This is a genomic window from Campylobacter concisus (assembly GCF_002913765.1).
GTDB classification, from domain to species: Bacteria; Campylobacterota; Campylobacteria; order Campylobacterales; family Campylobacteraceae; genus Campylobacter_A; species Campylobacter_A concisus_BB.
Map to the genome: position 1 here is coordinate 30,402 of NZ_PPCH01000013.1, position 24,367 is coordinate 54,768.

Annotated in this window: 24 protein-coding genes; 6 read left to right on the plus strand and 18 right to left on the minus strand. The window is 39.8% G+C overall.

Annotated features, from left to right (window positions below; all coding sequences use genetic code 11):
* Positions 1 to 4: 4 nt before the first annotated feature.
* Genes CYO89_RS03245 through alaS form a run of 4 tightly spaced genes read right to left on the minus strand, consistent with a single transcriptional unit; the run spans position 5 to position 5,524 of the window.
* Positions 5 to 1,933: a transglycosylase domain-containing protein gene (locus CYO89_RS03245; RefSeq protein WP_103597115.1), complete on the minus strand. Its 1,929-nt coding sequence runs from the start codon at positions 1,931 to 1,933 to the stop codon at positions 5 to 7.
* A complete protein-coding gene (gene maf / locus CYO89_RS03250; protein WP_103597116.1) occupies positions 1,930 to 2,472 on the minus strand; it encodes a septum formation inhibitor Maf in 543 nt (180 codons plus the stop codon). The genes CYO89_RS03245 and maf overlap by 4 nt, the downstream gene beginning before the upstream one ends.
* Positions 2,472 to 2,969 carry a 3-isopropylmalate dehydratase gene (locus tag CYO89_RS03255; RefSeq protein ID WP_103597117.1) on the minus strand — a complete coding sequence of 166 codons (498 nt, stop codon included), beginning with the start codon at positions 2,967 to 2,969 and terminating at the stop codon, positions 2,472 to 2,474. The genes maf and CYO89_RS03255 overlap by 1 nt, the downstream gene beginning before the upstream one ends.
* Entirely contained in the window at positions 2,966 to 5,524 is a 2,559-nt protein-coding gene (gene alaS, locus CYO89_RS03260; protein WP_103597118.1) for an alanine--tRNA ligase, read from the minus strand. The genes CYO89_RS03255 and alaS overlap by 4 nt, the downstream gene beginning before the upstream one ends.
* Before the next feature lie 170 nt (positions 5,525 to 5,694).
* On the opposite strand from alaS, the gene CYO89_RS03265 reads away from it, so the two are divergent.
* Genes CYO89_RS03265 through CYO89_RS03275 form a run of 3 tightly spaced genes read left to right on the plus strand, consistent with a single transcriptional unit; the run spans position 5,695 to position 8,026 of the window.
* Entirely contained in the window at positions 5,695 to 6,564 is an 870-nt protein-coding gene (locus CYO89_RS03265) for a Gfo/Idh/MocA family protein (RefSeq protein WP_012139985.1), read from the plus strand.
* Entirely contained in the window at positions 6,564 to 7,517 is a 954-nt protein-coding gene (gene hemH, locus CYO89_RS03270) for a ferrochelatase (RefSeq protein WP_103597119.1), read from the plus strand. Before CYO89_RS03265 ends, hemH begins: the two co-directional genes overlap by 1 nt.
* A 47-nt stretch (positions 7,518 to 7,564) precedes the next feature.
* Positions 7,565 to 8,026 (plus strand): response regulator, encoded by a 462-nt coding sequence (locus tag CYO89_RS03275; RefSeq protein WP_103597120.1) that lies wholly within the window; start codon positions 7,565 to 7,567, stop codon positions 8,024 to 8,026.
* Between the two features lie 88 nt (positions 8,027 to 8,114).
* Here CYO89_RS03275 and CYO89_RS03280 read toward each other — a convergent pair whose 3' ends face one another.
* The 13 genes from CYO89_RS03280 to sstT form a co-directional block, all read right to left on the minus strand.
* Complete coding sequence (locus tag CYO89_RS03280; protein WP_103597121.1) at positions 8,115 to 9,947, minus strand: peptidoglycan D,D-transpeptidase FtsI family protein; 1,833 nt, start codon at positions 9,945 to 9,947, stop codon at positions 8,115 to 8,117.
* An 8-nt stretch (positions 9,948 to 9,955) separates the two neighbouring features.
* Positions 9,956 to 10,249: a flagellar hook-basal body complex protein FliE gene (fliE, locus tag CYO89_RS03285; protein WP_009294077.1), complete on the minus strand. Its 294-nt coding sequence runs from the start codon at positions 10,247 to 10,249 to the stop codon at positions 9,956 to 9,958.
* Complete coding sequence (gene flgC / locus CYO89_RS03290; protein ID WP_103597122.1) at positions 10,249 to 10,749, minus strand: flagellar basal body rod protein FlgC; 501 nt, start codon at positions 10,747 to 10,749, stop codon at positions 10,249 to 10,251. The genes fliE and flgC overlap by 1 nt, the downstream gene beginning before the upstream one ends.
* 8 nt (positions 10,750 to 10,757) lie before the next feature.
* On the minus strand, positions 10,758 to 11,192 hold the full coding sequence (flgB, locus tag CYO89_RS03295) for a flagellar basal body rod protein FlgB (protein ID WP_009294075.1): 435 nt from the start codon (positions 11,190 to 11,192) through the stop codon (positions 10,758 to 10,760).
* 62 nt (positions 11,193 to 11,254) lie between these two features.
* Positions 11,255 to 11,851 carry a TlpA disulfide reductase family protein gene (locus CYO89_RS03300; protein WP_103597123.1) on the minus strand — a complete coding sequence of 199 codons (597 nt, stop codon included), beginning with the start codon at positions 11,849 to 11,851 and terminating at the stop codon, positions 11,255 to 11,257.
* A gap of 8 nt (positions 11,852 to 11,859) precedes the next feature.
* Positions 11,860 to 12,312 (minus strand): SsrA-binding protein SmpB, encoded by a 453-nt coding sequence (gene smpB / locus CYO89_RS03305; RefSeq protein ID WP_035170093.1) that lies wholly within the window; start codon positions 12,310 to 12,312, stop codon positions 11,860 to 11,862.
* 14 nt (positions 12,313 to 12,326) lie between these two features.
* A complete protein-coding gene (locus tag CYO89_RS03310) occupies positions 12,327 to 13,070 on the minus strand; it encodes a 4-(cytidine 5'-diphospho)-2-C-methyl-D-erythritol kinase (protein WP_103597124.1) in 744 nt (247 codons plus the stop codon).
* Positions 13,067 to 13,297 carry a carbon storage regulator CsrA gene (csrA, locus tag CYO89_RS03315; protein ID WP_002941828.1) on the minus strand — a complete coding sequence of 77 codons (231 nt, stop codon included), beginning with the start codon at positions 13,295 to 13,297 and terminating at the stop codon, positions 13,067 to 13,069. Before csrA ends, CYO89_RS03310 begins: the two co-directional genes overlap by 4 nt.
* A complete protein-coding gene (gene truB, locus CYO89_RS03320; protein ID WP_087582395.1) occupies positions 13,291 to 14,112 on the minus strand; it encodes a tRNA pseudouridine(55) synthase TruB in 822 nt (273 codons plus the stop codon). The genes csrA and truB overlap by 7 nt, the downstream gene beginning before the upstream one ends.
* Positions 14,109 to 16,178, minus strand: a complete 2,070-nt coding sequence (locus CYO89_RS03325; RefSeq protein ID WP_103597125.1) for an ATP-dependent helicase — start codon at positions 16,176 to 16,178, stop codon at positions 14,109 to 14,111. The genes truB and CYO89_RS03325 overlap by 4 nt, the downstream gene beginning before the upstream one ends.
* Positions 16,179 to 16,229: 51 nt before the next feature.
* On the minus strand, positions 16,230 to 16,679 hold the full coding sequence (locus CYO89_RS03330) for a hypothetical protein (RefSeq protein WP_021085502.1): 450 nt from the start codon (positions 16,677 to 16,679) through the stop codon (positions 16,230 to 16,232).
* A gap of 1 nt (position 16,680) precedes the next feature.
* Positions 16,681 to 18,402 carry a M3 family oligoendopeptidase gene (locus tag CYO89_RS03335; protein ID WP_103597126.1) on the minus strand — a complete coding sequence of 574 codons (1,722 nt, stop codon included), beginning with the start codon at positions 18,400 to 18,402 and terminating at the stop codon, positions 16,681 to 16,683.
* An 88-nt stretch (positions 18,403 to 18,490) separates the two neighbouring features.
* Positions 18,491 to 19,858 (minus strand): serine/threonine transporter SstT, encoded by a 1,368-nt coding sequence (gene sstT / locus CYO89_RS03340; protein WP_430516206.1) that lies wholly within the window; start codon positions 19,856 to 19,858, stop codon positions 18,491 to 18,493.
* A gap of 138 nt (positions 19,859 to 19,996) precedes the next feature.
* Between sstT and metK the strand changes: the two genes are divergently transcribed.
* On the plus strand, positions 19,997 to 21,202 hold the full coding sequence (gene metK, locus CYO89_RS03345) for a methionine adenosyltransferase (RefSeq protein WP_103597127.1): 1,206 nt from the start codon (positions 19,997 to 19,999) through the stop codon (positions 21,200 to 21,202).
* 42 nt (positions 21,203 to 21,244) lie between these two features.
* Here metK and CYO89_RS03350 read toward each other — a convergent pair whose 3' ends face one another.
* Positions 21,245 to 22,537: an apolipoprotein N-acyltransferase gene (locus tag CYO89_RS03350; RefSeq protein WP_181001877.1), complete on the minus strand. Its 1,293-nt coding sequence runs from the start codon at positions 22,535 to 22,537 to the stop codon at positions 21,245 to 21,247.
* Here CYO89_RS03350 and yajC point away from each other — a divergent pair.
* Positions 22,513 to 22,785 (plus strand): preprotein translocase subunit YajC, encoded by a 273-nt coding sequence (gene yajC, locus CYO89_RS03355; RefSeq protein WP_002941849.1) that lies wholly within the window; start codon positions 22,513 to 22,515, stop codon positions 22,783 to 22,785. The genes CYO89_RS03350 and yajC overlap by 25 nt on opposite strands.
* Positions 22,785 to 24,365 carry a protein translocase subunit SecD gene (secD, locus tag CYO89_RS03360; protein ID WP_087582390.1) on the plus strand — a complete coding sequence of 527 codons (1,581 nt, stop codon included), beginning with the start codon at positions 22,785 to 22,787 and terminating at the stop codon, positions 24,363 to 24,365. Before yajC ends, secD begins: the two co-directional genes overlap by 1 nt.
* Positions 24,366 to 24,367: the final 2 nt, after the last annotated feature.

The window sequence follows — 24,367 nt, forward strand, 5'->3', positions numbered from 1 at the left end:
TCTCCTAAAATAATAATCCATCGTTTTCTTGATCTTGAATGATGTCATTTGTTGGCGTATTTTGCGGTAACGGCGAGTCGTTTGTGTAATACTCGTCAGCGCCGTTGTAGTATCCTTTATAGACGCCATCAGGCTGCTCAAATGCACGTCTTAGGGTAGGGTAGAGCTTGATGTAGCCCTCCATAAATTTCTTAAAGACCGGTGCAGCTGTCCTGCCGCCGCCCTCGACCTTTTTCATAGGGCTGTTATCGTCGTTTCCGTACCAGATGATGGCCTCGATATCAGGCGAATAGCCGCAAAACCAAGCATCGATGTTGTTATTTGTCGTGCCAGTTTTGCCAGCGATCTGGATGCCATTTACCTTTGCGTTGCGTCCGGTGCCGTTATTTACGACGTTTTGAAGCAAGGTAGTCATCAAAAATGCCTGCTCAGGTTTTAGCACCTGCTTCTTTTGAGGCTCATAGTCCATCGACGCGCCAAAGCTATTTTCTATATGCTTGATGAGCGTAGGCTCGACCACTTCGCCATCGTTTGGAAACATCGAGTAAAATTTCGCAAAGTCAAGTGGCGAAATTCCAAAGCTACCAAGTGCGATTGATAAATTTTCAGGGATGTCGTTAAAACCCATATCCGTAAGCTGTTTGCGAACCGAGCTAAGACCAAGATCGTTTAGTAAATTTATGGTTGCGAGGTTGCGAGACTGGGTTAAGGCTGATTTTATCGTGATGTAGCCTTGAAAACCGCCGCTATAGTTCTTTGGCGTCCATTCTTTGCCATTGCCCATGTCAAACGTCCTAGCGATGTCAGCTACTTGAGAGACGACTGAGTAGCCGCTATCAAGGGCTATTTGATAGATAAATGGCTTAAAGCTTGATCCTGGCTGGCGCTTGCTCTGGGTGGCGCGGTTGTAGCTACTTTTTGCGTAGTCTATGCCACCAATTAGAGCTAAAATTTGACCGCTTTGTGGATGAGTGACGACGATAGCGCCATTTAGCATCTCTGGATTTGCTTTTTTATCTCTTTTTAAAATTTCATTGTAGCCATAGACTAGAGCGTCCTGAGAGATCTTTTGCACGTTTAGATCGACGGTGCTTTGTATTTTGTAGCCGCCAGTTTTTATATCGTCAAATTTCTTTGAAGCCTCTTTTATGATCTCATCGACCACGTAAGGGGCTTTATTGCGTGTGAGCGTATCGTCAAAGACTGCTGGCTCTTCAAGCACGCCCTTGCGGTATTCGTCCTCGTTTATCCAGCCGATGCTATACATCCTCTCAAGAACCCTGTTTGCGCGGCTAAGCGAGAGATCAAGGTGCTTTGTAGGATCATAAGTGCTTGGCGCTTTTGGCATGCCAACTAGCATCGCTATCTCTTTTATGCTTAGCTCATTTAGCTCTTTTCTAAAGTATCCCTCCGCAGCCGTTTTGATGCCGTAGTAGCCATGCCCAAAATATACGTGATTTAGATATCTTTCGATGATGTCCTCTTTGCTAAGCTCGCTTTCAAGCTTCATAGCAAGCACAACCTCTTTTATCTTTCTTGTAAATTTCTTCTCGCGGCTTAGGGCTAGGTTTTTTATGAGCTGCTGAGTTAGCGTGGATGCGCCCTCGACTAGTTTTCTCGCCTTGATGTCCTTTATCGCAGCTCTTGCCATGGCTTCTACATTGATACCACCATGCTCAAAGTAGCTCGTATCCTCGATAGCCACGAGCGCTTCGATGACACGTGGCGGGATGTCGTTATACTTTACGTAAATTCTATTTTCTTCAAATATATTTGCGATGAGCTCGTTGTTTCTATCAAAAATTTGTGTCGCAAGCTTTGGCTTGTAGTCGATGATGGTATAAGCGTCAAATCTCACCTGCGAATAAAAGTATAAAAACGCTCCACCAAGTGCGATGGCAACTACAAAGATAAATGCCAAGATGTATTTCATAAAAATGCCTTTAATATTTTTAAATTTAGCCCCATTGCCGTGCTTGTCTCGCCGTGCTGAGAGATTATGTATTTTTTATTAAAATTTTCTATCGTCATGGCTCCAGCTTTGCCTCGCCACTCGCCACTTTCTAGGTAGTTTTTTAGATCTTGCTCGCTAAATTTAGCAAATTTATATGTGGTCTTGCTCACATTTATAAGCTCAAATTCGCCTAAAAATATCATCGCCGTATAGACGCTACACTCATTGCCACTTTGTAAATTTAGCATAGCAAGTGCCTCGTTTTCGTCCTTTGCCTTGCCTAAAATTTTATCCCCACAAGCCACGCAGCTATCTGCAAAGAGTAAATTTGTAAGCTTGCCATTTGCCATTAAAAACTGCTCTTTTTTAGCTTTTACGACGTTTTGGACGTAAATTTCAGGTTTTAGCTCTTTTACTATCATGCTCTCATCAAAGCTGCAAGAAATTTGTTTAAATTCTATCCCAGCATTTTTTAGTAAATTTGCCCTTGTTGGCGAGCTAGAAGCAAGAGTGATCATCAAAAGCCCCTATAGCTCACGCCAAGATAGACAGCCGCAAGCGAGGCTAGTAAATTTAGAGGCGTGAAGTAGTAGATGATTACGATTAGGCTCTCGTTTAGCTCGATCATCTCGTGCGATCTTAGAGTTTTTAAAGCCTTTTTGTATCTATAAAAGATGTAGCTTAAATTTAAGAGTAAAAATAGCTCTATCGCCCATTTGGTCGCTACTATCGCACTTGCCATCGGATTTTGCATTTTGCCATCATCAAAGTAAAAGATCATTATCAGGCTAGTTAGTGCGATGCCAAGAACTAGCGCAAAGATAGCTAGTCCAAAGCGTCTTATGATGTGAAGCAAGATGTGATAGCGCTCTTTATCTTCAAATTTATTTTTTATAAAATAGCTTCCAGCAAGCACTAAGCCAGCTTGTAGCCCTATAAAAAGAGCTACGAAACTAATATGCAAGAAGATGATTAGTTGATCAAATTTAAAAAAAGCGATCTCTTGATGAATCATTTTTCTAAAGCTTGCCTTGCATACTCAAGTGAGCTTTTTATGGCGTCTTCGATGGCTAGAGCATTTTTGCCGCCAGCTGTTGCAAAGTCGTCTTTGCCGCCGCCATTGCCGCCTAGAATTTGCGCTGCAAATTTAACCCAAGCGCCAGCTTTTAGTGGAGCATTTTTCACGCCAGCTGCAAGAGAAATTTTACCCTCTTCATCTGTTTGGATCAGTAAAATAGCAGCCTTTTCGTGCTCGTTTTTAAACTCATCTATCAAAGTTTTTATGTCGCCACCATCGATGTGTGCCACACAAAGCTTGGTATCATTTACGTTGATAAAGGCTAGCTCCCCAGAGCTTTTAGCATTTTTTAGCTTATCTTTTAAGCCTTTTATCTCGCCTTTTAGCTTTTTAACGGCATTTAGTGGTTCTGTGCTTTTTAGCTCATCTTTTAGCTCTTCAAGCTCAGCTCTAAATGACCTTGCTAAATTTAGCGCAGCTCTTGAGCAAACAGCCTCTATACGCCTAACGCCAGCACTTACGCCACTCTCTTTTGTGATGAAAAACGATCCGATCTCATCTATATTTTTCACGTGTGTGCCACCGCAAAGCTCTTTGCTGACATCGCCAAAGCTCACAACCCTTACTTTGTCGGCATATTTTTCGTTAAATAGCGCGATCGCCCCGCTTTTTTTAGCCTCTTCAAGCTCCATAACCTGCGTTTTTGCATTTGCGCCAGTTAATATCCACTCATTTACAAGGTTCTCGACCTTTGAAATTTCTTCGCTAGTAAGCGCCTTTGGATGAGAGAAGTCAAACCTTAGCCTATCTGCCTCGACGTTTGAGCCAGCTTGAGCGATGTGTGTGCCAAGCACGCTTCTAAGGGCTGCGTGAAGCAAGTGTGTAGCGCTGTGATGACGCGCAGTCTCCGCTCTGTCGCTGCCCACTTCAAGCTCTACTTCGTTGCCAACTTTTAGCGCCACGCTAGTTTTTACTAAAGATAAATTTAGCCCGTGGAATTTTTGCGTATCAAGCACATTTGCTTTGCCTACTATCTTGCCGCTATCGCCGCACTGACCGCCACTTTGAGCGTAAAATGGAGTGACATCAAACATCACCCAGCCCTCTTTGCCAGCATCTAGGCTATCTATATTTTTAAATTCTTCATCAAGCAAGGCTAAAATTTTACTTTTACTCTTAAGCTCTTCGTAGCCTATAAATTTATTCTCGCCAAATTTCTCAAGTAGCTCTTTAAAATCGCCCTTCGCACTCTTGTCACCACTGCCTTTCCAAGCAGCTTTTGCACGTGCTTTTTGCTCGCTCATAAGCTCATCAAACCTTGCCTCATCGACCTTTAAGCCCTTTTCTCTAAGCATATCAGCCGTTAGATCAAGTGGGAAGCCAAATGTGTCATAGAGCTTAAACGCAGCCTCTCCGCTAAAAATTTCTTTTGTATTTTTAAGCTCACTCTCAAATAGTTCAAGCCCGCTTGCGATTGTTGCTAAAAATCTCTCTTCTTCAAGTTTTATCTGCTCTTTTACAGCTGCTTTTTTATCGTTTAGATAGGTGTAGTGTCCGCCCATAAGCTCGCAAACTTTATCGACAAGCTTATACATAAATGGCTCTTTTATGCCTAGCAAGTATCCATGTCGGATCGCACGGCGTAAGATACGGCGAAGCACGTAGCCACGGCCCTCTTTATCAAATGTCGTGCCTTGAGCTAGCAAAAATGTGACCGAGCGGATATGGTCGCTTATGACGCGGTAGCTAGCACCACTTTCATAGACGTATGGCTTGCCGCAAAGCTTTGCCACTTCGCTAATTAGTGGCATAAAAAGTGTGCTGTCGTAGTTACTAAATTTACCTTGCAAGATAGCTGTAACGCGCTCAAGTCCCATGCCAGTATCTATGCTTGGCTTTGGCAGTGGGCTTAGTTTGCCATCCGCGCTTCTTTCATACTGCATGAAAACAAGGTTCCATATCTCTAAAAATCTATCTCCATCGCCGCCCATGTAATCTTCAGGTGTGTTAAAGTGTTCAGCGCCTTGATCGTAAAAAATTTCACTGCAAGGGCCGCATGGTCCAGTATCGCCCATTTGCCAGAAGTTATCGTGGTCGCCGAAGCGGTAAATCCTCTCTTTTGCGATGTGAGTGCTCCAAATTTCAAACGCCTCATCGTCGCTTTCATGAACGGTTACATAAAGCTTATCTTTTGGTAGTTTTAGCACTTCTGTGACAAATTCCCAAGCGTAAGCGATCGCCTCTTTTTTGAAGTATTCGCCAAAGCTAAAGTTGCCAAGCATCTCAAAAAATGTGTGGTGGCGCGCTGTGTAGCCGACGTTATCAAGGTCGTTGTGCTTGCCTCCAGCTCTTATGCAGGTCTGACAGCTAGTGCGGATAGGTGGTGTTGGGCGTGGCACTTCGCCTGTGAAAATGCTCTTAAATGGCACCATGCCAGCATTTGTAAAAAGTAGTGTTGCATCGTTTGGCACGAGTGGTGCAGAAGCTACTACTTCGTGACCTTTTGATTTAAAAAAATCAAGATATGCCTTTCTTATATCTAAATTTTGCATTTTTATCCTCGTTAGTTTTAAAATTTTGCTTGATTTTAGCCAAAATTCGTTTGCGAAATTCTAAAAAGAGAAAAAATAGTGATATTTTGAAAACTATCTCTTGTTTTATCTATTTAAAAGCGATTTGTAAATAAAATAATTAAAAATTTCTAAAGTTTTAAAGGGTGAATGTGAAGCTAAAAATCGGCATTATCGGCTATTGCAGCACAGGTAAAAAACATTATTTAGAGCTTAGACGCTCAAACGAGTTTGAAATTTGTGGCATTTTTGACAAAGACAATGTTGATGAGTTTTGCAGAGCTGATTTTTATACTGATTTTAAAGAATTTATAGAGGTTGCCCAGCCTCAAGCAGTCGTGCTTTGCTCGCCAAGAGAGGAGATGGTGGAGGCATTTTGCCAGTGTGCAAAATATTGTCAAAATATCCTTATCTCACGCCCAGTTTTTAAAAGTATCGCAGATCTAAAAGAGATAAAATATGCCGCCAAAACTAACAAAACTAGGGTTTGTACGGGAATTTCTGAGCGTTTTAATCCAACTATCTTGTCACTTAAAAAAGCACTTTTAAAAGAAGAGGAAATTTATAGCATTTCTATCGCTCATTTTAAGCCACTTTGCGACGGAAATATCATAAATGAGCTCTCAGTTTCTGACATCGACCTAGCAAAAAATATCATAAATTCTGAAGTCAGCGACTTTTACTACACTCAAACAAACAAGACAAATGCCAAAAGTGCCGATAACGCGGCGATAAGCTTTAAAAGTAAAAATCAAATTCTAGTGCATATCACTGACTCATTTTGTGGCTCACTAGAGCGCTTTAAGATAGAGGTAAATGCGAAAAATGGTGTCTATTTTGGCGATCTCATCGATCACAAGCTTCATCAAGTGAGCGAAAATGGACAGATGAATTTAAAGATAGATACAAATAATAGCGAGCTAAAAGCGCAATACGAGGCCTTTTACGATCTTTGTCAAAGTGGCGAGAGCAGCGAACTTTCAAACATCGATGACGCGATAAAGATAAGAGAACTATTTTGATGAAAAAAGCTCTTTTGCTTTTAAATATGGGCGGTGCAAATAGCCTTGACGATGTCGAAATTTTCTTAACAAATATGTTTAATGACCCATATATTTTGGGTATAAAAAATAAATTTTTAAGAAAATTTGTAGCTTTCATGATCACAAAAGGCAGGCTAAAAACCGCGAAGCACAACTACGAGCAAATAGGTGGCAAGTCTCCACTTTGCGAGCTTACAGCTAAGCTTTGTGAGAAAATTTCAAGCTTGCAAAATGAATTTGACGCGGTTGATTTTGCAATGAACTACACTTCGCCATTTGCAAAAGATGTGCTTAAAAAGTATGAAAAATTTGATGAGATAGTGCTTTTACCACTCTATCCTCACCACTCACAAACTACGATAACTTCAAGCTTAGCTGATTTTAAAAAGGCAAAAGAGAGACTTAATTTTAAAGCTAAAATTTCACTTTGTGAGCCATTTTATGATGATGACGCTTACAATAAGATCATTATCTCTCACATCCGTGAAGCGATAAAAGATACCGATATAAGCGATGTTAGCCTCATCTTTTCAGCTCACTCTTTGCCTCGCAAGATCATAGAAAAGGGCGATATCTACGAAAAACACATAAACGAACATGTGCAAATTTTAGGCAAAATGCTAAAAGAGCAGGGGCTAAATTTTAAAGATGTGAGCCTTGCTTATCAGTCGCGTCTTGGCCCAGTTAAATGGCTAGAACCATCTCTAAATGAGGCTTTGGCAAAGTGCGAAAATAAAAAAGCGCTTATCTATCCGCTATCTTTTTGTATAGATAACTCTGAGACCATTTTTGAGCTAGTTATCGAGTACGCCAAGCTTGCAAAAGAGCTAAATTTTAGCTTTTATAAAGTGGTAGAGTGTCCAAATTTTAGTGATGAATTTGCTAGTTTTATCCTAGAAAAATCAAAAAGTGCTAGAGAATTTAGCCTTTAGGAATAAATCTTGCTTATAAAAAGCATCTCAAATTTAAAAGGAGATGTATGAAGGTTCAAAATAACGATATTATCGATTATTTGTTGCAGTCAGGCTCAAGCAAAGCTAAAGATAAAAAAAATAGTTTTGATGAAATTTTAAGTCTAACGCTTGATAAGATCACAAGCGAGGCAAAGGTTTCAGACAAGCTTGAGCAGTTTAAGAAAAGGCTTACAGAGATTGGCGCTGCTGGCTTTATGAATGAGCTAAATTCAAACAAGATAGAAGAGAAAATAGCTCAGAAAAAAGAGGAGCTAAATGAGCTTTTAAGCATAAATGATCCGACCAAAACGCAGGATCAAAAAAATGAGCTACTTAAAATCATGGATAAAATTTTAAGTGACTACCGCAAAGAGCTAAACATGGCACTTACGAGCCAAACACTGCTTGAGAAGCAAAATAGCCTTGGCAAAAATACAAATAATTCTGTAAATTTAAGCTCTGTCTTAAATGAACTTGGACTTGCATAAATTCTGGATTTAGGCCGCTTGCCTAGATCCAAATTTCTACTTTAAACTCTAAATTTGAAATTTAATATTTATATCTTAGAAGTTAAATTTAATCTAAAGCCGGTTTTTGTTTTGCTTTGTCGTTTTTGAGCTTATCTTTTTTAGCTTCAAACTCAGCTATGACATTAGGATCTGGGAATAAATAGCCATCTTCAACCATTAGATCAACGGCCTTTTTAAATGTCGGCAACGCACTTTGCGCACCAAAGTAGTAGTAAGGCTTTTTAGGGTCTCTTGCTAAAACGCCTATGGTGTAGCTGTTGCCTCTTGTGTCATTTACGAAGCCAAAAAACGAGCCGTTATAGGTGTTGCTATATCCGCCTTTGCCAGAAGCGATGTGCGCGGTACCAGTTTTACCGCCTATCTCAAGACCTGGTGTAAATGCCTTTAGACCAGTACCTTTTTCAACTGTTTTTATCAAAATTCTCTTCATTATCTTTGCGGTCTCTTGCGAGATGACCTGTGCTGGCTCTGCTTTTGGCAGATCGTAGCGCTTGCCGTTTCGCTCCAGATATGCCACCATGTGTGGCGTCACCTCGATGCCTTTGTTATTAAAGGTGTTATAGGCTTTTAAAAGCTGCATAAATGTCGCTTGAAGGCCGTATCCGTAACTAACTGTCGCCTTATAGGTTGATGAGTTTAGTTTAGTAACCGTTGGCATCATACCCACTTGCTCGTATGGCAGGTCGATGCCAGTCTTTCTTGAAAAGCCAAAATTTAAAAGCCCTTGATAAATTTGCGGACCATTTAGCCTATCTACTAGCTGGATCATGCCGATGTTTGAGCTGTGCACGATGATGTCTTCAGCGCTCATAAAAGGCTCTGGGTGGGTATCTTTGATGATCCTTTTGCCTAGCTGATAGCGACCGTTGTAGGTATTTACTAGCTCAAAAGGATTTACCTTTTTTTCTTGAAGCAGTATAGAGAAGATAAATGGCTTAAAAACCGATCCAACCTCGTATGCATACTCGCTTGCGCTCGAATTTAGCGCGCTGTAATCTTGCTTTCTTATGTTTGCGGGATCATATCTTGAGCTAGAAGCTAGGGCTAGAATTTCGCCATTTTTGCTATTCATTATGCAGATGATTAGCTCTTTTGCGTCTAGAAATTCACGTTTTTCATCTAAAATTTGCTCTAACTTAGTTTGAAATTTAAGCGGTACAGAAAGCACTGCGTTGTAGCCATCAACCCTCGTTGCTAAATTTGAATCGCTAGTTAAGATTATATTGTTGCCAATATCACGCGGGCCAAGAATTTTGGCATTTTGTATCGGAGCTAGGTAGTCCTCGTAGTATCTCTCAAGCCCTTTTACACCTTTGCTTTTGGTAAGTGCGTCACTCTCTGTTTTGCTCACGTAGCCAATAGCTGGTGTTAGGGCATCTTTTGACATAAATTTGCGGTTTTGACCGCTCTCCATCACGCGCATGCCTTGAAATGAGGCAAGCCCAGTTTTTGGATCAAGGTAGGAGATCAAAATGCCCTTGCGGTTTAGCTTTCTAGAGAGCTCTTGAAGGTAGGTAGCGCCCTTTGCGTCAATGCTGTAAGAGAGCGTGACAAGGCCTTTTGTGCCGTTTATGATCTTTCTTACTTTGTTTGGATCGTCGCCGCTATAAAGCGAGTAGAGCTTGATGAACATCTCTTTTTTGTTTGGATCGATGTTTCTGGTGTCAAGCATCACTTTGTAGAGTTTTTGGCTTGATGAGATGCTAAAGCCGTCTTTTGTGACGATGTTGCCGCGGATTGCGGTATTTACGTCGCTTGTTTGAAGCTTAGGAAGCTTTCGCTCGATGCTTGCTCTATAAAATATAACAAGCACAAAGATTGAAATTCCAAAAGTAATTAATAAAAAAAGTATGGTTATTTTTGATTTTCTGGAATTCATTCAATGGCTTAAATTTGCGTTCTTGAAATTTCTTTGTATGCGCTTAGCGCTTTGTTGCGAATCTCTAGCATAAGCTTCATGCTAGTCTCTGCTTTGCCTATAGCGATAGCTGCTTGATGCAAGTCTTTTACCTCGCCAGTTGCGAGATCAGCTATTGCTTTATCGGCGTTTATTTGAACCTTATTTAGCTCTTTTAAAGAGTCGTTTAGCGCGTTTTCAAAGCCGCCTTCTTCGCCTGCTTTTGCTATTTTGTTTGAATTTTCGCTTTTGTTTAACTTATCTAAATTTATGCTATTTATCATTATGCTTGTCCTGAAATGAGTGATATCGCACTTTGTGCTATTGTTTTTGCGTTTTGAAATGACGCTACATTTGCTTGATAGGCTCTTGTTGCCTCGAGCAAGTCAGCCATCTCGATGACTGGGTTTATATTTGGAAATGCGACGTAGCCATTTGCATTTGCGTCTGGGTGGCTTGGGTCGTATTTTAGTTGAAAGTCCTTATCATAGCGCACCACTTTATCTACGATCACGCTAGTTAGGGCAGGGTGAGCGTTTTTAGGTGAGCTTGGATCATCGAGTGGATTTTCATACTCGAGCAGACTTTGTGAGTTTTTAAGCTGATCGTTTAAAATTTTATCAAAGTTCATCTCTTTAAAGATCACCTCTTGTCTTCTGTAAGGGCCGCCCTCAGCTGTTCTTGTGGTTTGAGCGTTTGCTATGTTTGAGCTGATGACGTTCATCCTGAAGCGTTGTGCGCTTAGTCCATATCCGCTAATATCAAAATCATTTAAGTATGACATCATCTCTCCTAGTTCTTAGCACTTGCGTCTATTACGCTTTTAAAGATATTGCCCTGAGCCTTGTAAGCGCTATCAAGGGCGTTTATCATAACTGTATTTTTGCCCATTTCTGTTGTCTCAACATCAAGATCAACTGTGTTTGCATCGTTTCTAGCCATGTGACCATCGCGCAAGAAAATTTGAGCTGTGTCGCTTTTTGGAAAATCAACCGCAGCCATATGCGCTTCGTTTGTTTTAGCTAAATTTAGTTTTTTGCTCTCTGAAACGTTATAAATTTCATTTGCTTTTTCTCTTAAAACATCTTCAAATCTTACATCTCTAGCCTTGTAAAATGGCGTATCAACATTTGCAAGATTGCCAGAGATGAGCTTTTGGCGTAGTTCTCTGCCTGCAAGGGCTGATTCGACGAGTGGGCTAGATTTTGATCTATCTAAAACAAACATTTAAAGTCCTTCTAAAATTTCACACATTTATAAGCAAATGATGTTCCAAATGTAAGGCAAATTTATTTTGTTTCATAGATTTTTGCCAAATCTTCTTTCATTTTTGTGACTTTTATGCCACCAAGATAGTATTTTACTCCGTATTGTCCGCTATCTACGTCTGTTAAAATTTGATATTCGCCGTTTTTGATCACCACTTTAAAAGGTAGTGCGATCTCGTGTTTGTATTCGATATCTCTTACGATTTGCTCGGCAAGTCTGTCATTTATCTTTTGATCGTTTGTTATGAAGTAGTAGGCGTTAAATTTTTGCATAAATTCATGCAAAACATACTCATTTGTGACATTTTCAAAGTGAGTTAGTCCGATTAGCGTAAATTTATCTTTGTTTTCAAGCTGATATTTTGTAAGCTCGGCTGCCTCTTTTTGACAAGGTGGGCAAAATGTGCCAAAAATGTCGATCATTACAACTTTATTTTCATCATTTTTGATAGCAAAGCCATGATCTTTTCTAACTAAAGTAAGCTCCTTGCCGCTTACATCTACAAGTTTGACCTCTTCATTTGGGCTAAATTCTTTAAAATTTGCACTGCTGCTCTCATCTTCGCCACACCCAAAAAAAGCAAATAAAGCGATTATTAAAACAAGTAAATTCTTCATCTTATCCCTTAAACATATCTTTTTATGGCAGCTCTTGCCTCTTTGTCTGCCTCGCGTCTTTTTAAAGTCTCGCGCTTGTCGTGTAAATTTTTACCTTTTGCAAGGGCCAGCCTTGCTTTTACGATGTTTTTATCGCTTAGATAAAGTGCCAAAACAACCAAGGCAAGCCCATCTTGTGAGACTTGACCGAAAATTTTATCGATCTGCTTTCTATGCATCAAAAGTTTTCTGGCTGCTCGCTCATTTGGACGAAATGCGCTGTGTGTGGTTTCAAGATAGCTGATATGAGCGTTTAGTAAGAAAAGCTCACCCTTTATGACGCGCACAAAGCTATCTTTTAAATTTGCTCTGCCAGCCCTTAGAGCCTTGACCTCGCTACCTTTTAAAACAATGCCAGCTTCAAAGGTCTCAAGTATGCTAAAGTCATGCAAAGCTTTTTTGTTTTTTGCTAGATCTTTTATCAAAATTTTACCTTTTATTTTACGCTAAATACGCTACTGCCGCTGCCGCTTAGAAATTTATCCTTAAACTCATTCATCTGTGGATAGAGCTTAAAGCATGGGGCAAAAAGATCGTTTAGCTCCTCGTTTTTATAAATTTCAAGTAGCTCTTTGCTCTTTAAATTTTGCATCTTTTTTGCAGCATTAACGTCTATGTATTGTAAGAAATTGCTTCTAAATTCTTGATAAACCATCGGTGTGGAGCAAAAAACATTTGGCGTGAAGATATTTAAATTTGGCACTTCATCGTCAAATTCTTCTATGATCTCGCCTATGCCGCTTACATTTGCTGCCTTGTAACCACTTACAAAAAAGGCTACGTCTGCGCCGATTTTAGAGGCTATTTGCATCAAATTTTCGCGTTTTATATTTAAATTTAGCTCGTCATTTACCATAAGTAAAAAGGTGGCGGCGTTTGAACTGCCTCCTCCTAGACCAGCACCTATTGGGATTTGTTTGTTGATGATGATTTTGTGAGAGCTAAAAAACTCATCTAGCTCGTTTGAAAAGCCAGCTTTTTTTAGCTCGTCTATCGCTTTTTGGATGATGTTCTCTTTTATCTCTTTGTTGTCGCATTCGATAGAAAAGGAATTTGACCTCTCAAAATAAATTTCATCAAAAAGCTGCTCGCAAAGAACAAAACGTGACAAAATTTCGTGGTAGTTGCCTCTGGTGCCAACTACCTTCAAAAATACGTTGATCTTTGCAAAGCTTTTCATTTCTCGATTTTTTTTGCAAGCTCGTGGATATCGGCTTCGCTTGCTTTTTTGGTGGCGTGGATATTTTCGTTTTTGATATCGTTTGCCAGCTCGCTTCTTAGTATCATTGTGTTGCGCGGGGCCTCGATACCAAGCTTAACGGTGCTTTTTGAGATACTTACTACGACGACTTTTATGTCGTTACCTAGTAAAATTTCTTCGTTTTCTTTTCTTGCTAAGATTAACATTTTTCTACCTTGTTTAAAGTGTAATTTATAGTATCATCCATGATTTGGATTACGCTCATAAATTTATCATAATTTAGCAAATAAATTCCTTGTGTTTGTGTTTCAAAATCGTTAATTTTTAATTTCTTGCCGTCAAGTATGTTATTAATATCCCCAAAATACGTGTTTTGCTCAATATTTAAAAAATTGCAAATATTTAAAAATTTTTCATTTTCATAGCGAAATTTACCCTCGCTTACCCTCTTTAATGAGCTTAAAGTTACATTATAACCAACTTTTTGCCCAAAAATTTCTGCATAAGAGCGGATATAACTCCCCTCACTTACGCTTAAACGAAGTGTCAAAAAAGGGTGTGAATAATTCAAAATTTCACTCTCATAAATTTCCATTGTCTCTGGCTTTAGCTCAAATTCTTCGCCACTTCTTGCTAGCTTGTAAGCTCTTGTGCCATTTATATGTTTGGCGCTAAATTTTGGCGGGATATAGCTTATCTTACCAGTTAGCTCGCCTCTTATAGCTTCAAGTTTTTCTAAATTTAGCTCTTTTACATTTGAAATTTCAGTGATATTTTCATTATCCATGCTAGGACTGCTAGCCCCAAGCCAGATCGTCGCCTCATAGACCTTTGGGCTTTTGTCTAAAAATCTAAAAAATTTCGTATATGAGCCAAAAGCGACTATCAGACAGCCACTCGCAAATGGATCAAGCGTACCTGAAAATCCAGCCTTTTTAACGCCATATTTTCTTTTTAGTCGTCCTAAAAAGTGGTTTGAGCTCATGCCAGCAGGCTTGTTTGCCACGAAAATGGCGTTCATACGGCCTTTTCCACGAAGCTTGACATGATCTCTCTTACATTGCCACCAAAATTTATAGTCAGTTTAAACTCTTTTTTGATCTTGCTAACCGCACTCACCCTGCCGATACCAAAAATTTTATGTTTAACAAGGTCGCCTTTTTTAAATTCATTGCTCTGTTCGATAACTAGCGAGCCATGCGTGATACCGCTCTCGCTTAAAAATCTACTCTTATTTAGCCTAGTGCGCTGACCTTTGTAAAAGCGCGAATTTGCAAAGCTAAGGCTAAGTGTCTTTTTGGCCCTTGTTATCGCCACGTAAGCGAGCCTGCGCTCCTCTTCGATGTCGCTACCATCGCCAATGAGAGGGAAAAATCCCTCTTCAAGGCCGATCACAAAAAGGTGCTCAAACTCAAGTCCCTTGCTCGCATGCACGCTCATGATGCTAATAGCCTCGTCGCTGATGCCGTCTTGCTCGCTTGTTAGCGTGATCTCGTTTAAAAACTCTTCTAGATCAAAGCTTGGATTTTGCTTGATCTGATCTTTTAAAACAGCGTAAAATTCGTCAATGTTCGCCGCTCTTTCAGCGCCATCTGGCAAGCTCTCGTAGTATTTTTTCACGCCAAATTTAGCTTCAAATTTATCTATGAGGTCAAAAACTGAGCTGCTTTCTTGAAGCTCTTTTAGGTTGTTTGCAAACTCAAGAAGGGCTGATTTTACCTTTTTACTAAAGGCTTCATCGTTATCAGAGATGTTTGAGATCGCCTCGAAAATGGAAATTTTGCCCTCAAAGGCCATCTTTTCAAGCTTATCAAGGCTCACTTTACCAAGGCCGCGTTTTGGGCGGTTGATAATGCGTCTTATTGAAAAGTCATCATTTGGATTATTTATCAGTCTTAGATAACTTATGATATCTTTGATCTCGGCTCTTTCGTAAAATTTAACGCCGCCTACCATTTTATAGGCGATCTGCTCTTTGTTTAGCCCATCTTCAAGCGAGCGAGAGAGTGCGTTTATGCGGTATAAGATCGCGATATCTTTTGCTTGCACGCCTTTGCTTAAAAGCTCTTTTATATTCTTTGCGATCTTGCCAGCCTCGACGCTCTCATCAAAGCTCTCTATCAAATTTACAGCTTCGCCTTCGCCCTTTGTGCCTACAAGCTTCTTGCCAAGGCGGTTGCGGTTATGATCTATTAGCTCGTTTGCAGCCTTTAGTATCGCCTCGCTCGAGCGGTAGTTTTTCTCAAGTCTGATGATCTTTACATCTTTAAACTGATCTTTAAAATTTAAGATATTATCTATTTTAGCACCGCGCCAGCCGTAGATGCTTTGATCATCATCGCCAACCACACAGATGTTTTCGTGGCATAGACAGAGTTTTTTTAGGAGCTTATACTGAAGATCGTTTGTGTCTTGATACTCATCGACCATTATGTATTTGTAGCGGTTTGAAATTTCTTTAGCAAGATCTTCGTTTTCATCTAAAATTTTATATGTAAGCCCTAGCAGGTCGTCAAAATCAACAAGGTTGTTCGCCTTTAAATAGTCCTCGTACTTTTCGTAAATTTGCGCTGCTTGTTTGTAAAAGTTGTCCTTGCTCTTGTCAAATGAAGAGAAATTTGCATTTTTATAGACCTCATCAACGCTCAAAAGTGAGTTTTTATAGTTTGAAATTTCACTTGACAAAATAGCCGTGGCGACTGGACTTTCAAAGCTTTTGATGATGCGTTTTTTATCGTCTGTGTCGATTATTACGAAGTTATTTTTTCTGCCAAGCTTTTCTATGTAGAGCTTTAAAAACAAAAGTCCAAATTTGTGAAATGTGCAAAGAAGCGGTGAGTAGTTTTTGCCGCTTTGGCTTAGCATCGCCATGGCTCTGCTGCGCATCTCGTTGGCGGCCTTGTTCGTAAAAGTAAGAGTTAGCGTGTTTGCCGCGTCTATGCCGACCTCACCGATGAGATAGGCAAGCCTAGTTGTGATCGTCTTTGTCTTGCCACTGCCAGCACCTGCAAGTATGAGCATCGGGCCATCTATGTGGGTGGCTGCTTCGCGCTGGGCTTCGTTTAAATTTGATAGTAAATTTTCCATTTTTCGCTTTTTAAATTTTCTTTTGATTTTAGCCAAAAATGCTTAAAATTACTATTTTTTCTTAAATATATCTTTATTTTTTGGGTTTTGCAAAAAGACTGAGGCTGATTTTTTAGCGTGATCGACTTGCTTCTCTTTTGGCTTATAAATGGAGAAATTTACAAGGATCGGGCTATTTTCAACCAAAATTTGAACCACTGCGCCAAGTGGAAATGATACCACTGAGGCAAAATTTTCACTACCAAAGCCAGCCTCAAAGCTAAGCTCATCTTGTGTTAGCCTAGCACTCTCAAGCGTGTAGCCACCAAGTGAGAACATAATGACTGGCATGCTAAAGCCACTGCTTATCTCATCTGGCAAGCTAGGCTCAAAGCTAACTAGCGGTAAATTTGCCATAACTGAGAAATTTAGCCCCTTTTCAAGTAAAAAATCAATGCACTCATAGACGTGCATCTTCATCAAAAGCGCAAATTTCTCATCGTCTAAAATTTCGTCTAACATCTTAATCCTTTGAAATTTCTAAAAACTCATCTACTAGTTTTTTAACCTCGTTTATGCCGATCTGCCAGAAATTTTTATCATCTATATCAAAGCCAAATTTACCCACAAGCTCCCTTGGGCTAAGACTCCCACCAAGGCTTAAAAACTCGGTGTAAATTTCAACGAAATTTTTGCATTTGCCGCTTTTATAAAGCCCAAAAAGTGCAAGTACAAGAAGCTGTGCGTAAGAGTAGGCGTAGCAGTAAAATGGCGTGTGGATGAAGTGTGGGATGTAGCTCCACCAAATTTTGTAGTAGTCATTTAGCGTGACGCTTTTGCCAAACATCTTTTTGCTCTCTTTTAGCCAAATTTTATTTAGCTCATCTAGGCTGATCTCGCCCTCATGTGCGTGCACAGCTCTTTCAAAGATGGTGAAATTTATCTGGCGATAAAGCGTGGCAAATATATCCTCGATCTTACCAGCAAGTAGTGAAATTTTCTCTTTTTTGCTAAGGCCATCTTTTACGTGGTCAAAAACTAGCATCTCGCAAAAGACTGAAGCCGTCTCAGCCGTGGTCAGCGGGGTGTCTGAGTTTAGGTAGCTTACATTATAAGAGAGCTTTTGATGAACAGCGTGGCCAAGCTCGTGAGCAAGCGTAAAAAGATCTCTTCGCTGGTTTGTGTGATTTAGCAAAACATAAGGGTGCGTGTCGCTTGATCCTGAGTGAGAAAACGCGCCACCTCGCTTGTTTGGTGCTGGATAAACGTCGATCCAGCCGTCACTAAAGGCGCTTTTAGCTATATCTCCAAATTTAGGTGAAAATGTCCCAAACGCCTTTAAAACTATCTTTTTGCACTCATCAAATTTATACTCCCCCTCGCTGGTAAGAGGCGCGTATCTATCGTAGTCATAAAGCTTTTTAAGGCCTAAAATTTCTCTTTTTCGCTCGTAAAATTTAGAAACTAAATCGAAATTTTTCTCAGTTACAGCGATTAGCGAATCAACGCTTTTTTTAGTGATTTGATTTTCAAGGTGTCTTGGCTCTTCAGGAAGCTTGAAATTTCGCAGCTCGCAGCTCGTTTTTAGATCAGTTTTTATCATATTATATATGTAGCCAAGGAGGTGCTGGTGCTTGCTAAGCTCGTTTGAAAGGCTTTTAGCCGCTAGTTTTCGCACGCTTTGGTCGCTCTCATGAAGCTTAGCTAAAATCTCTTCTTCATTTAAAAGCTCGCCTTTAAATTTAAACCTCATCTTGCTCATACTCTCATCAAAAAGCCTTGAAAAGCCCTCAGCTCCGGTGCTTGCCGTGCGAAGTAGTACTCTCTCTTCAGCAACGCTTAGTTGATGTGGTTTTGCTTTGGCGAGGTTGCTTAGATAGTAGCCATATTTTTTAGAGCTTTTTATGATCTCTTCTTGTTTTTTAGGGCTAAATTCATTAAATTTGATCTCAAAAAATATCAAATTTTCATTTGCTTTTGTCGCTATCTCATCGATCTTTGCGTAGAATGCACCCTTGCTTGTATCTTTGGCAAAATTTAAAAAAGCGTAAGTCATTACTTTTGAAATTTTAGCTATCAAGCTTTCATATTCGCCAAATGCCTTTAAAAACTCCTCTGCTTTTAATTTTTCATAAATTTCAAGGTATTTATCTTTAAATTTCTCGCACTCTTTTTGTAAATTTAGTGCGTTTTGTTCGCACTCTTTTTCGTTTGCAAAAAGTGCTTTTAGATCCCAAATTTGCATATTTATCCTTTAAATTTTTGGGACATTTTACAAAAAAATGGATAAAAGTAAAATTTCAGCCAAAATTTAGCTGAAATTTTACTGAGGATTATTCTGAAGTCTCTGAGGCTACGGCTGTAAAAAGCACGTCTGATGAGCTATTTAGCGCGGTTTCAACTGAGTCTTGGATGACGCCTATCGTAAAGCCAACTGTTACAAACTGCATAGCGATATCGTTGCCGATGCCAAAAAGTCCGCACGCTAATGGCACTAGAAGAAGCGAGCCGCCAGCCACTCCAGATGCGCCGCACGCACCAAGAGCTGAGATGAAGCAAAGAAGAAGCGCATCGCCAAATGTAACTGTGATAGATGGGATAGAATTTACCGCAGTAAGTGCTAGGATGCTAATGGTAACTGCCGCACCACCCATGTTTATGGTGGCTCCTAGTGGGATAGAGATCGAGTAGAGCTCCTCTTTTAGTCCAAGCTTTTTGCAAAGCGCCATATTTACAGGGATGTTTGCAGCTGAGCTTCTTGTAAAAAACGCCGAGATCGCGCTCTCTTTTAGGCAGATCATAACAAGTGGATAAGGATTTTTCTTTGTTAGTGCAAAAACCATCGCTGGATAGACGATAAATGCCACCACAAGCATCGCTCCAACAAGAACTAAGATCAGTTTTAGATATCCTGCAAGTGCCTCAAATCCAGTGTCATGAATGCTAATAGCAACCATACCAAAGATACCAAACGGAGCAAGCCTAATGATAAATTTAACGATGTGAGTTACGCCGTCGCTTATATCTTTAAATACTTTTTTGGTCTCAGGTGTAGCGTATCTCATAGCGATGCCACCACCAATCGCCCATGTTATGATACCTATATAGTTGCCATTAGCTAGGGCGGTTATTGGATTTTCTACCATTTTATAGATAAGATCTTTTAGCACGTTTGTGATGCCTTGAGGTGCTGACATATCTGCACTTTCCAGACCTTTTAGCGGTATCTCGATAGGAAATAAAAAGCTAGCAATAACCGCCACAACAGCTGCTAAAAAGGTGCCAACAAGGTAGAGTGTGATGATCTTTTGCATGCCTTTTGTGTGGCCAAAATCTTTTAAAATGATAGAGGTTGCAACTAGGACAAAAACAAGAATAGGTGCGATCGCTTTTAGAGCGCCTTTAAACAAATCTCCTAAAACTGAGGCTGAAGCAGCGATAGAATCAGCCGAACTAGCCTTTTCTTTGGTCTCATCAAGTTGCTTTACTTCATTTTGGCTAAGGCGAGTTTTTATGACTTCATCTACGCTTAGGCCACTCTCTTTTTGAATGGTTTGAATTTTAGCTGAGATTTGGTTGTAAGGGGCTGCTTGATAATGTGTGTAAAAGCCAACTAGGGCACCTAGGATGATGCCAACTAAAATTTGAACGATCAAATTTCCATCGGCGTATCTTCTTGCAATATTTTTAAACATATTCATTTGACACCTTAATAAATTAGTTTTTTGTTGATTCTAGCTAAATGATTTTTAAATATAAAGAAATTTAAAAAGATTAATTCGCTTTTTATATAGATTTGTTACAATTGCACGAAAATTTAACCAAGGAAAAGGACGAAAATGTATCTATTTACTTCTGAAGTTGTAAGTCCAGGCCATCCAGACAAATGTGCTGATATTATCGCTGATAGCATTGTTGATACTATTTTAACGCAAGATCCAAATGGACGCGTCGCAAGCGAAGTTTTTGTAGCTGGAAAAAATATAGTAATAGGCGGAGAGATAAACTCAAAAGTAAAACTCTCTTATAAAGACTACGAAAAGATCGTAAAAGACGCTCTTGCGCACATCGGATATGACGGAAAGAGTAAATTTACAAAAGAGCAGTGCTTGCACCCAGATGATATCGAGGTCAAAGTTTGCTTAAATCAACAAAGCCCAGATATAAATCAAGGCGTTGATCAAAGTGATGGCGAGATCGGAGCAGGGGATCAAGGCATCATGTTTGGCTTTGCAAGCTGCGAAGCGAAAGAATTTATGCCAGCAGCTATAACTTATGCAAGAATGCTTTGTGAAAAAGTATATAAATTTGCCAAAGCAAACCCTGATAAACTTGGTGTTGATATAAAAACACAAGTTACGATTGATTATGGCAGTAAAGATAACTTTGAAAACTGCAAACCTCAAAGTATCCACACTATCGTCGTCTCTGCACCTTGCGTGGAGAGCATGAAGATAGAAGAGCTTCGCGCATTAATACAAAATTTAATAGACGAAACTGGCCTTCCAAAAGAGCTATATAATAAAGAAAAAACGATCATTTATATAAATCCAACAGGCAGATACGTAAATCACAGCTCACTTCACGATAGTGGTCTAACAGGCAGAAAACTAATCGTCGATAGCTTTGGCGGATATAGCCCAATAGGTGGCGGCGCTCAGTCAAGCAAGGACTACACAAAGGTTGATCGCAGCGGACTTTACGCAGCGCGCTGGATAGCTAAAAACATAGTCGCAGCTGGCCTTGCTAAAAAATGCATCGTCCAGATAAGCTATGCAATAGGCGTTGCAAAGCCAACTTCAGTTAGTGTTGATACTATGGGAACTCACGCAAACGGCGTAAATGATGATATGCTTTCAAATTTTGTAAGCGAGCATTTTTCTCTAACACCTCGCTGGATAACAAATAAATTTGGTCTTGATAAGCCAAGTAAAGAGACATTTTTATATGCAAAAGTAGCTGCAAAAGGTCAAGTGGGAAATGCAAAATACCCTTGGGAAAAGCTTGATGCGGTTGATACTTTTAAGGCTTTACTAAAAAAATAATCAAAAAAGTGGCTTTATCTAAAAAGCCACTTTAAATTTCTTTTAAAACTCATCCCAAAATGCTTTTTTAGGCAAAATGATTTCGCTTTTTGAACCATTTACGCTGTGATAGACCGCTTTATTATACTTTGTAGCAAGGTGTTTTATAAGCAACTTTTGAAGCACAGGTTCGCTACTTGGCACAAACCAGCCATTGTTTGTGATAGCTACGACCACGTCAAATTCGCCCTTATAAAGCTCCTCTCTTGTCGCTTCATAGCAGATAGCATTTCTGATTTTAACCCCGTCTATCTCATAGTCGCTAAAATTTTCAGCCTTTTTAAAGTCGCTAGCTCCGCCAAAAAATAGCTTATTTACTGCATCTTGCATAAATTTTGGCAGAGGAATTTCTTCTCCAAATGGCACTAAAAATTTCTTATCCATTCGTCTAAGAGTGCCATCTTGAAATAAAAATGCAGAGTTATAAATTTGCTTATTTTCATAAGCAAGCGCGCCAGCTACGATAGTTATCTGTTTTGAAAGCTCTTTTAGCTCATCAACAAGTAGTGGCTCATTTGTCATAAATAACGGAAACGCGCTCTCTGGCAGCACGATGAGACGTTTTTGCTCGGCTATGGCGCTATTTATCATGTCTAAATTTTCATTTGTAAATTTCATGCGCAAGTTTTTATCCCAGCGCACTCTTTGAGCGACATTAGTATTTACTAGCTCCACCTCAAATGGCAGAGTCTTTGCCTCGTTGCTTTTAAACTGCAAAGCAGCGATGAGGCAGATAAAAGCTAGGATAAATTTTAAAATTTTACCTTTTAAACTCAAAGAAATGGCTGCTAAAAATATAAATATAAGCCCTCTAGTATTTGGCTCAAAAGCGCCTAAAACAAGCGTGGCTTCAAGGTTAAACCAGTTAAAGCCAAATGGATGCACGTAGCTTATTAAAAATAATAAAACAGCTCTTAGTTCCACAAAGCTTGGGAAAGAGGCTATCCAAAACAAAAGTCCATAAACAAGGGCTACAAAGAGGATGATAAATGGGATAAGCCAGACAAGCTCATAGTAGATAAAGCTAAAGCCGATCCAGTAAAACCACAAAATCCCAGAGAAAAATCCAGCCGCGAAAAAGCCAGCTCTGCTTAAATTTATGATGACGTAAATTCCAGCTAGCGTGAGAAAAGGTGAGATGAAATTTAAAATTTGATTTTCAGCTATAGCTAAAAAAATGAAATTAGAAAGCAAAAAAGCACCGACAAAGGCTTTTATTATAATTTTAGTGCTAAAATGTCCGTTTAAAAATCTTACAAATAAGGAAATCCATGCAAAACGCTGATTTTTTAACATCATTACTACCTCTTGTTGTGCTTTTCGCCATATTTTACTTTTTGGTTATCAGACCTCAACAAAAACAACAAAAAGCCCACGCAGCAATGCTTGCAGCTCTTGACAAAGGCGATAAGATAGTAACTAATGGCGGACTTATATGCGAAGTGATTAAAGCCGAAAATGATTTTATCAAAGTTAAACTTAACGATGATGTAATCGTTCGTATAGCACGCGAGTTTGTAGCTAAAAAGATCGAAGATAAATAATGCGTAACGCAAGAGTTACATATAGGCTGATTATATTAATATTGGCCTTGGTTTTTGGTTTTGGCTTTTCGGTGCCATCTTTTTTTCAGACTCAAAGCGGAGCTAAAATTTCGCTAGGACTTGACCTTCAAGGCGGTCTTCATATGCTTCTTGGTGTTGAAACTAACGAAGCTATCCACTCTAAGATCAAGTCAATCGCTGGAAGCATAAATTATTATGCTAAAAAAGAAGATGTGCTCATTGATAAATTTAAGATAAAAGAAGATAGTGTTGATTTTGCGCTACTTGATAGTGACGAGGCTCCAAAAGTTGATAAGGCGCTTGCTGAGATAAAAGGGCTTGATATCAAAAAAGATGGTCTAAACTATCACATCACTCTAACAGAGCAAGAGAGGCTTGATACGATCGAGTATGCGATCTCTCAAGCTGTTGAGACCATTAGAAACAGGCTTGATCAGTTTGGTCTGGCTGAGCCAACAGTCGCTAGACAAGGCAAGGATAACATCCTAGTCGAACTTCCTGGTATAAAGACCGAAGAAGATGAGCAAAGAGCGAGAGATCTTATCGCAAAGGCTGCTCACTTGCAGCTTATGGCAGTTGATGATAAAAGACAAGATCAGGCTAATACCATGAGCGAGGCCGAGGCCGAAAGCTATGGTGATGTGATCTTTAAAGATGCTAAAAATGACCGCGTAAAATACGTCGTTAAAAATATCCCAGTGCTTGATGGCTCGATGCTAACTGACGCAAAGGTTGCATTTTCTCAGCAAAACAACCTACCGATCATAAATTTCACACTAAATTCAGAAGGTGCTAGAATTTTTGGCGATTTTACTGGTGCAAATGTCGGCAAAAGGCTTGCTATCGTGCTTGACGGCAAGGTCTATTCAGCTCCAGTTATAAACGAAAGAATAGGTGGCGGCAGCGGCCAGATCAGCGGTGGTTTTACTCTTGATGAAGCTCACGACGTAGCGATCGCACTTAGAAGTGGCGCACTTTTAGCACCTGTGAAGATGCTAGAAAAAAGAAGCGTTGGCCCATCTTTAGGCCAAGAGAGTATCAATCAAAGCATGGTTGCTCTTGCTGCTGGATCTATTTTAGTCGTGCTATTTATGCTAGTTTATTATGGAATTTCTGGAATTTTTGCAAATATCGCACTAGTTGCAGACGTCGTTATATTGGTTGCTGTCATGGCACTTTTTGGAGCGACTCTTACTCTGCCAGGTATGGCTGGTATCGTGCTAACTATCGGTATGGCTGTTGATGCAAACGTCATCATAAATGAACGTATCCGCGAGCTCTTGCGTGAAGGCGTGGCGATAAGAACAGCCGTTCAAAAGGGCTACGAGCACGCTATGAGCGCTATTATCGACTCAAATTTAACTACTATCATCACAGTTGCTGTGCTTTATGCTTATGGCACTGGTCCAGTTAAGGGCTTTGCTGTGACAATGGCGATAGGTATCATGGCTTCGATGCTAACGGCCATTTTAGGCACTCACGGCATGTTTGATGCAGTCATGGACAAGATAGAAAAAAGCGGAAATACCAGACTTTGGTTTGGTTATAAAAGGAGCTAGAG

Coding starts and splice junctions, on each gene's coding strand:
- CYO89_RS03245 (WP_103597115.1), bottom strand. CDS start 1,933: ATGAAATACATCTTGGCATTTATCTTTGTAGTTGCCATCGCACTTGGT.
- maf (WP_103597116.1), bottom strand. CDS start 2,472: ATGATCACTCTTGCTTCTAGCTCGCCAACAAGGGCAAATTTACTAAAA.
- CYO89_RS03255 (WP_103597117.1), bottom strand. CDS start 2,969: ATGATTCATCAAGAGATCGCTTTTTTTAAATTTGATCAACTAATCATC.
- alaS (WP_103597118.1), bottom strand. CDS start 5,524: ATGCAAAATTTAGATATAAGAAAGGCATATCTTGATTTTTTTAAATCA.
- hemH (WP_103597119.1), top strand. CDS start 6,564: ATGAAAAAAGCTCTTTTGCTTTTAAATATGGGCGGTGCAAATAGCCTT.
- CYO89_RS03275 (WP_103597120.1), top strand. CDS start 7,565: ATGAAGGTTCAAAATAACGATATTATCGATTATTTGTTGCAGTCAGGC.
- CYO89_RS03280 (WP_103597121.1), bottom strand. CDS start 9,947: ATGAATTCCAGAAAATCAAAAATAACCATACTTTTTTTATTAATTACT.
- fliE (WP_009294077.1), bottom strand. CDS start 10,249: ATGATAAATAGCATAAATTTAGATAAGTTAAACAAAAGCGAAAATTCA.
- flgC (WP_103597122.1), bottom strand. CDS start 10,749: ATGTCATACTTAAATGATTTTGATATTAGCGGATATGGACTAAGCGCA.
- flgB (WP_009294075.1), bottom strand. CDS start 11,192: ATGTTTGTTTTAGATAGATCAAAATCTAGCCCACTCGTCGAATCAGCC.
- CYO89_RS03300 (WP_103597123.1), bottom strand. CDS start 11,851: ATGAAGAATTTACTTGTTTTAATAATCGCTTTATTTGCTTTTTTTGGG.
- CYO89_RS03310 (WP_103597124.1), bottom strand. CDS start 13,070: ATGAAAAGCTTTGCAAAGATCAACGTATTTTTGAAGGTAGTTGGCACC.
- csrA (WP_002941828.1), bottom strand. CDS start 13,297: ATGTTAATCTTAGCAAGAAAAGAAAACGAAGAAATTTTACTAGGTAAC.
- truB (WP_087582395.1), bottom strand. CDS start 14,112: ATGAACGCCATTTTCGTGGCAAACAAGCCTGCTGGCATGAGCTCAAAC.
- CYO89_RS03325 (WP_103597125.1), bottom strand. CDS start 16,178: ATGGAAAATTTACTATCAAATTTAAACGAAGCCCAGCGCGAAGCAGCC.
- CYO89_RS03330 (WP_021085502.1), bottom strand. CDS start 16,679: ATGTTAGACGAAATTTTAGACGATGAGAAATTTGCGCTTTTGATGAAG.
- CYO89_RS03335 (WP_103597126.1), bottom strand. CDS start 18,402: ATGCAAATTTGGGATCTAAAAGCACTTTTTGCAAACGAAAAAGAGTGC.
- sstT (WP_430516206.1), bottom strand. CDS start 19,858: ATGAATATGTTTAAAAATATTGCAAGAAGATACGCCGATGGAAATTTG.
- metK (WP_103597127.1), top strand. CDS start 19,997: ATGTATCTATTTACTTCTGAAGTTGTAAGTCCAGGCCATCCAGACAAA.
- yajC (WP_002941849.1), top strand. CDS start 22,513: ATGCAAAACGCTGATTTTTTAACATCATTACTACCTCTTGTTGTGCTT.
- CYO89_RS03350 (WP_181001877.1), bottom strand. CDS start 22,537: ATGTTAAAAAATCAGCGTTTTGCATGGATTTCCTTATTTGTAAGATTT.
- secD (WP_087582390.1), top strand. CDS start 22,785: ATGCGTAACGCAAGAGTTACATATAGGCTGATTATATTAATATTGGCC.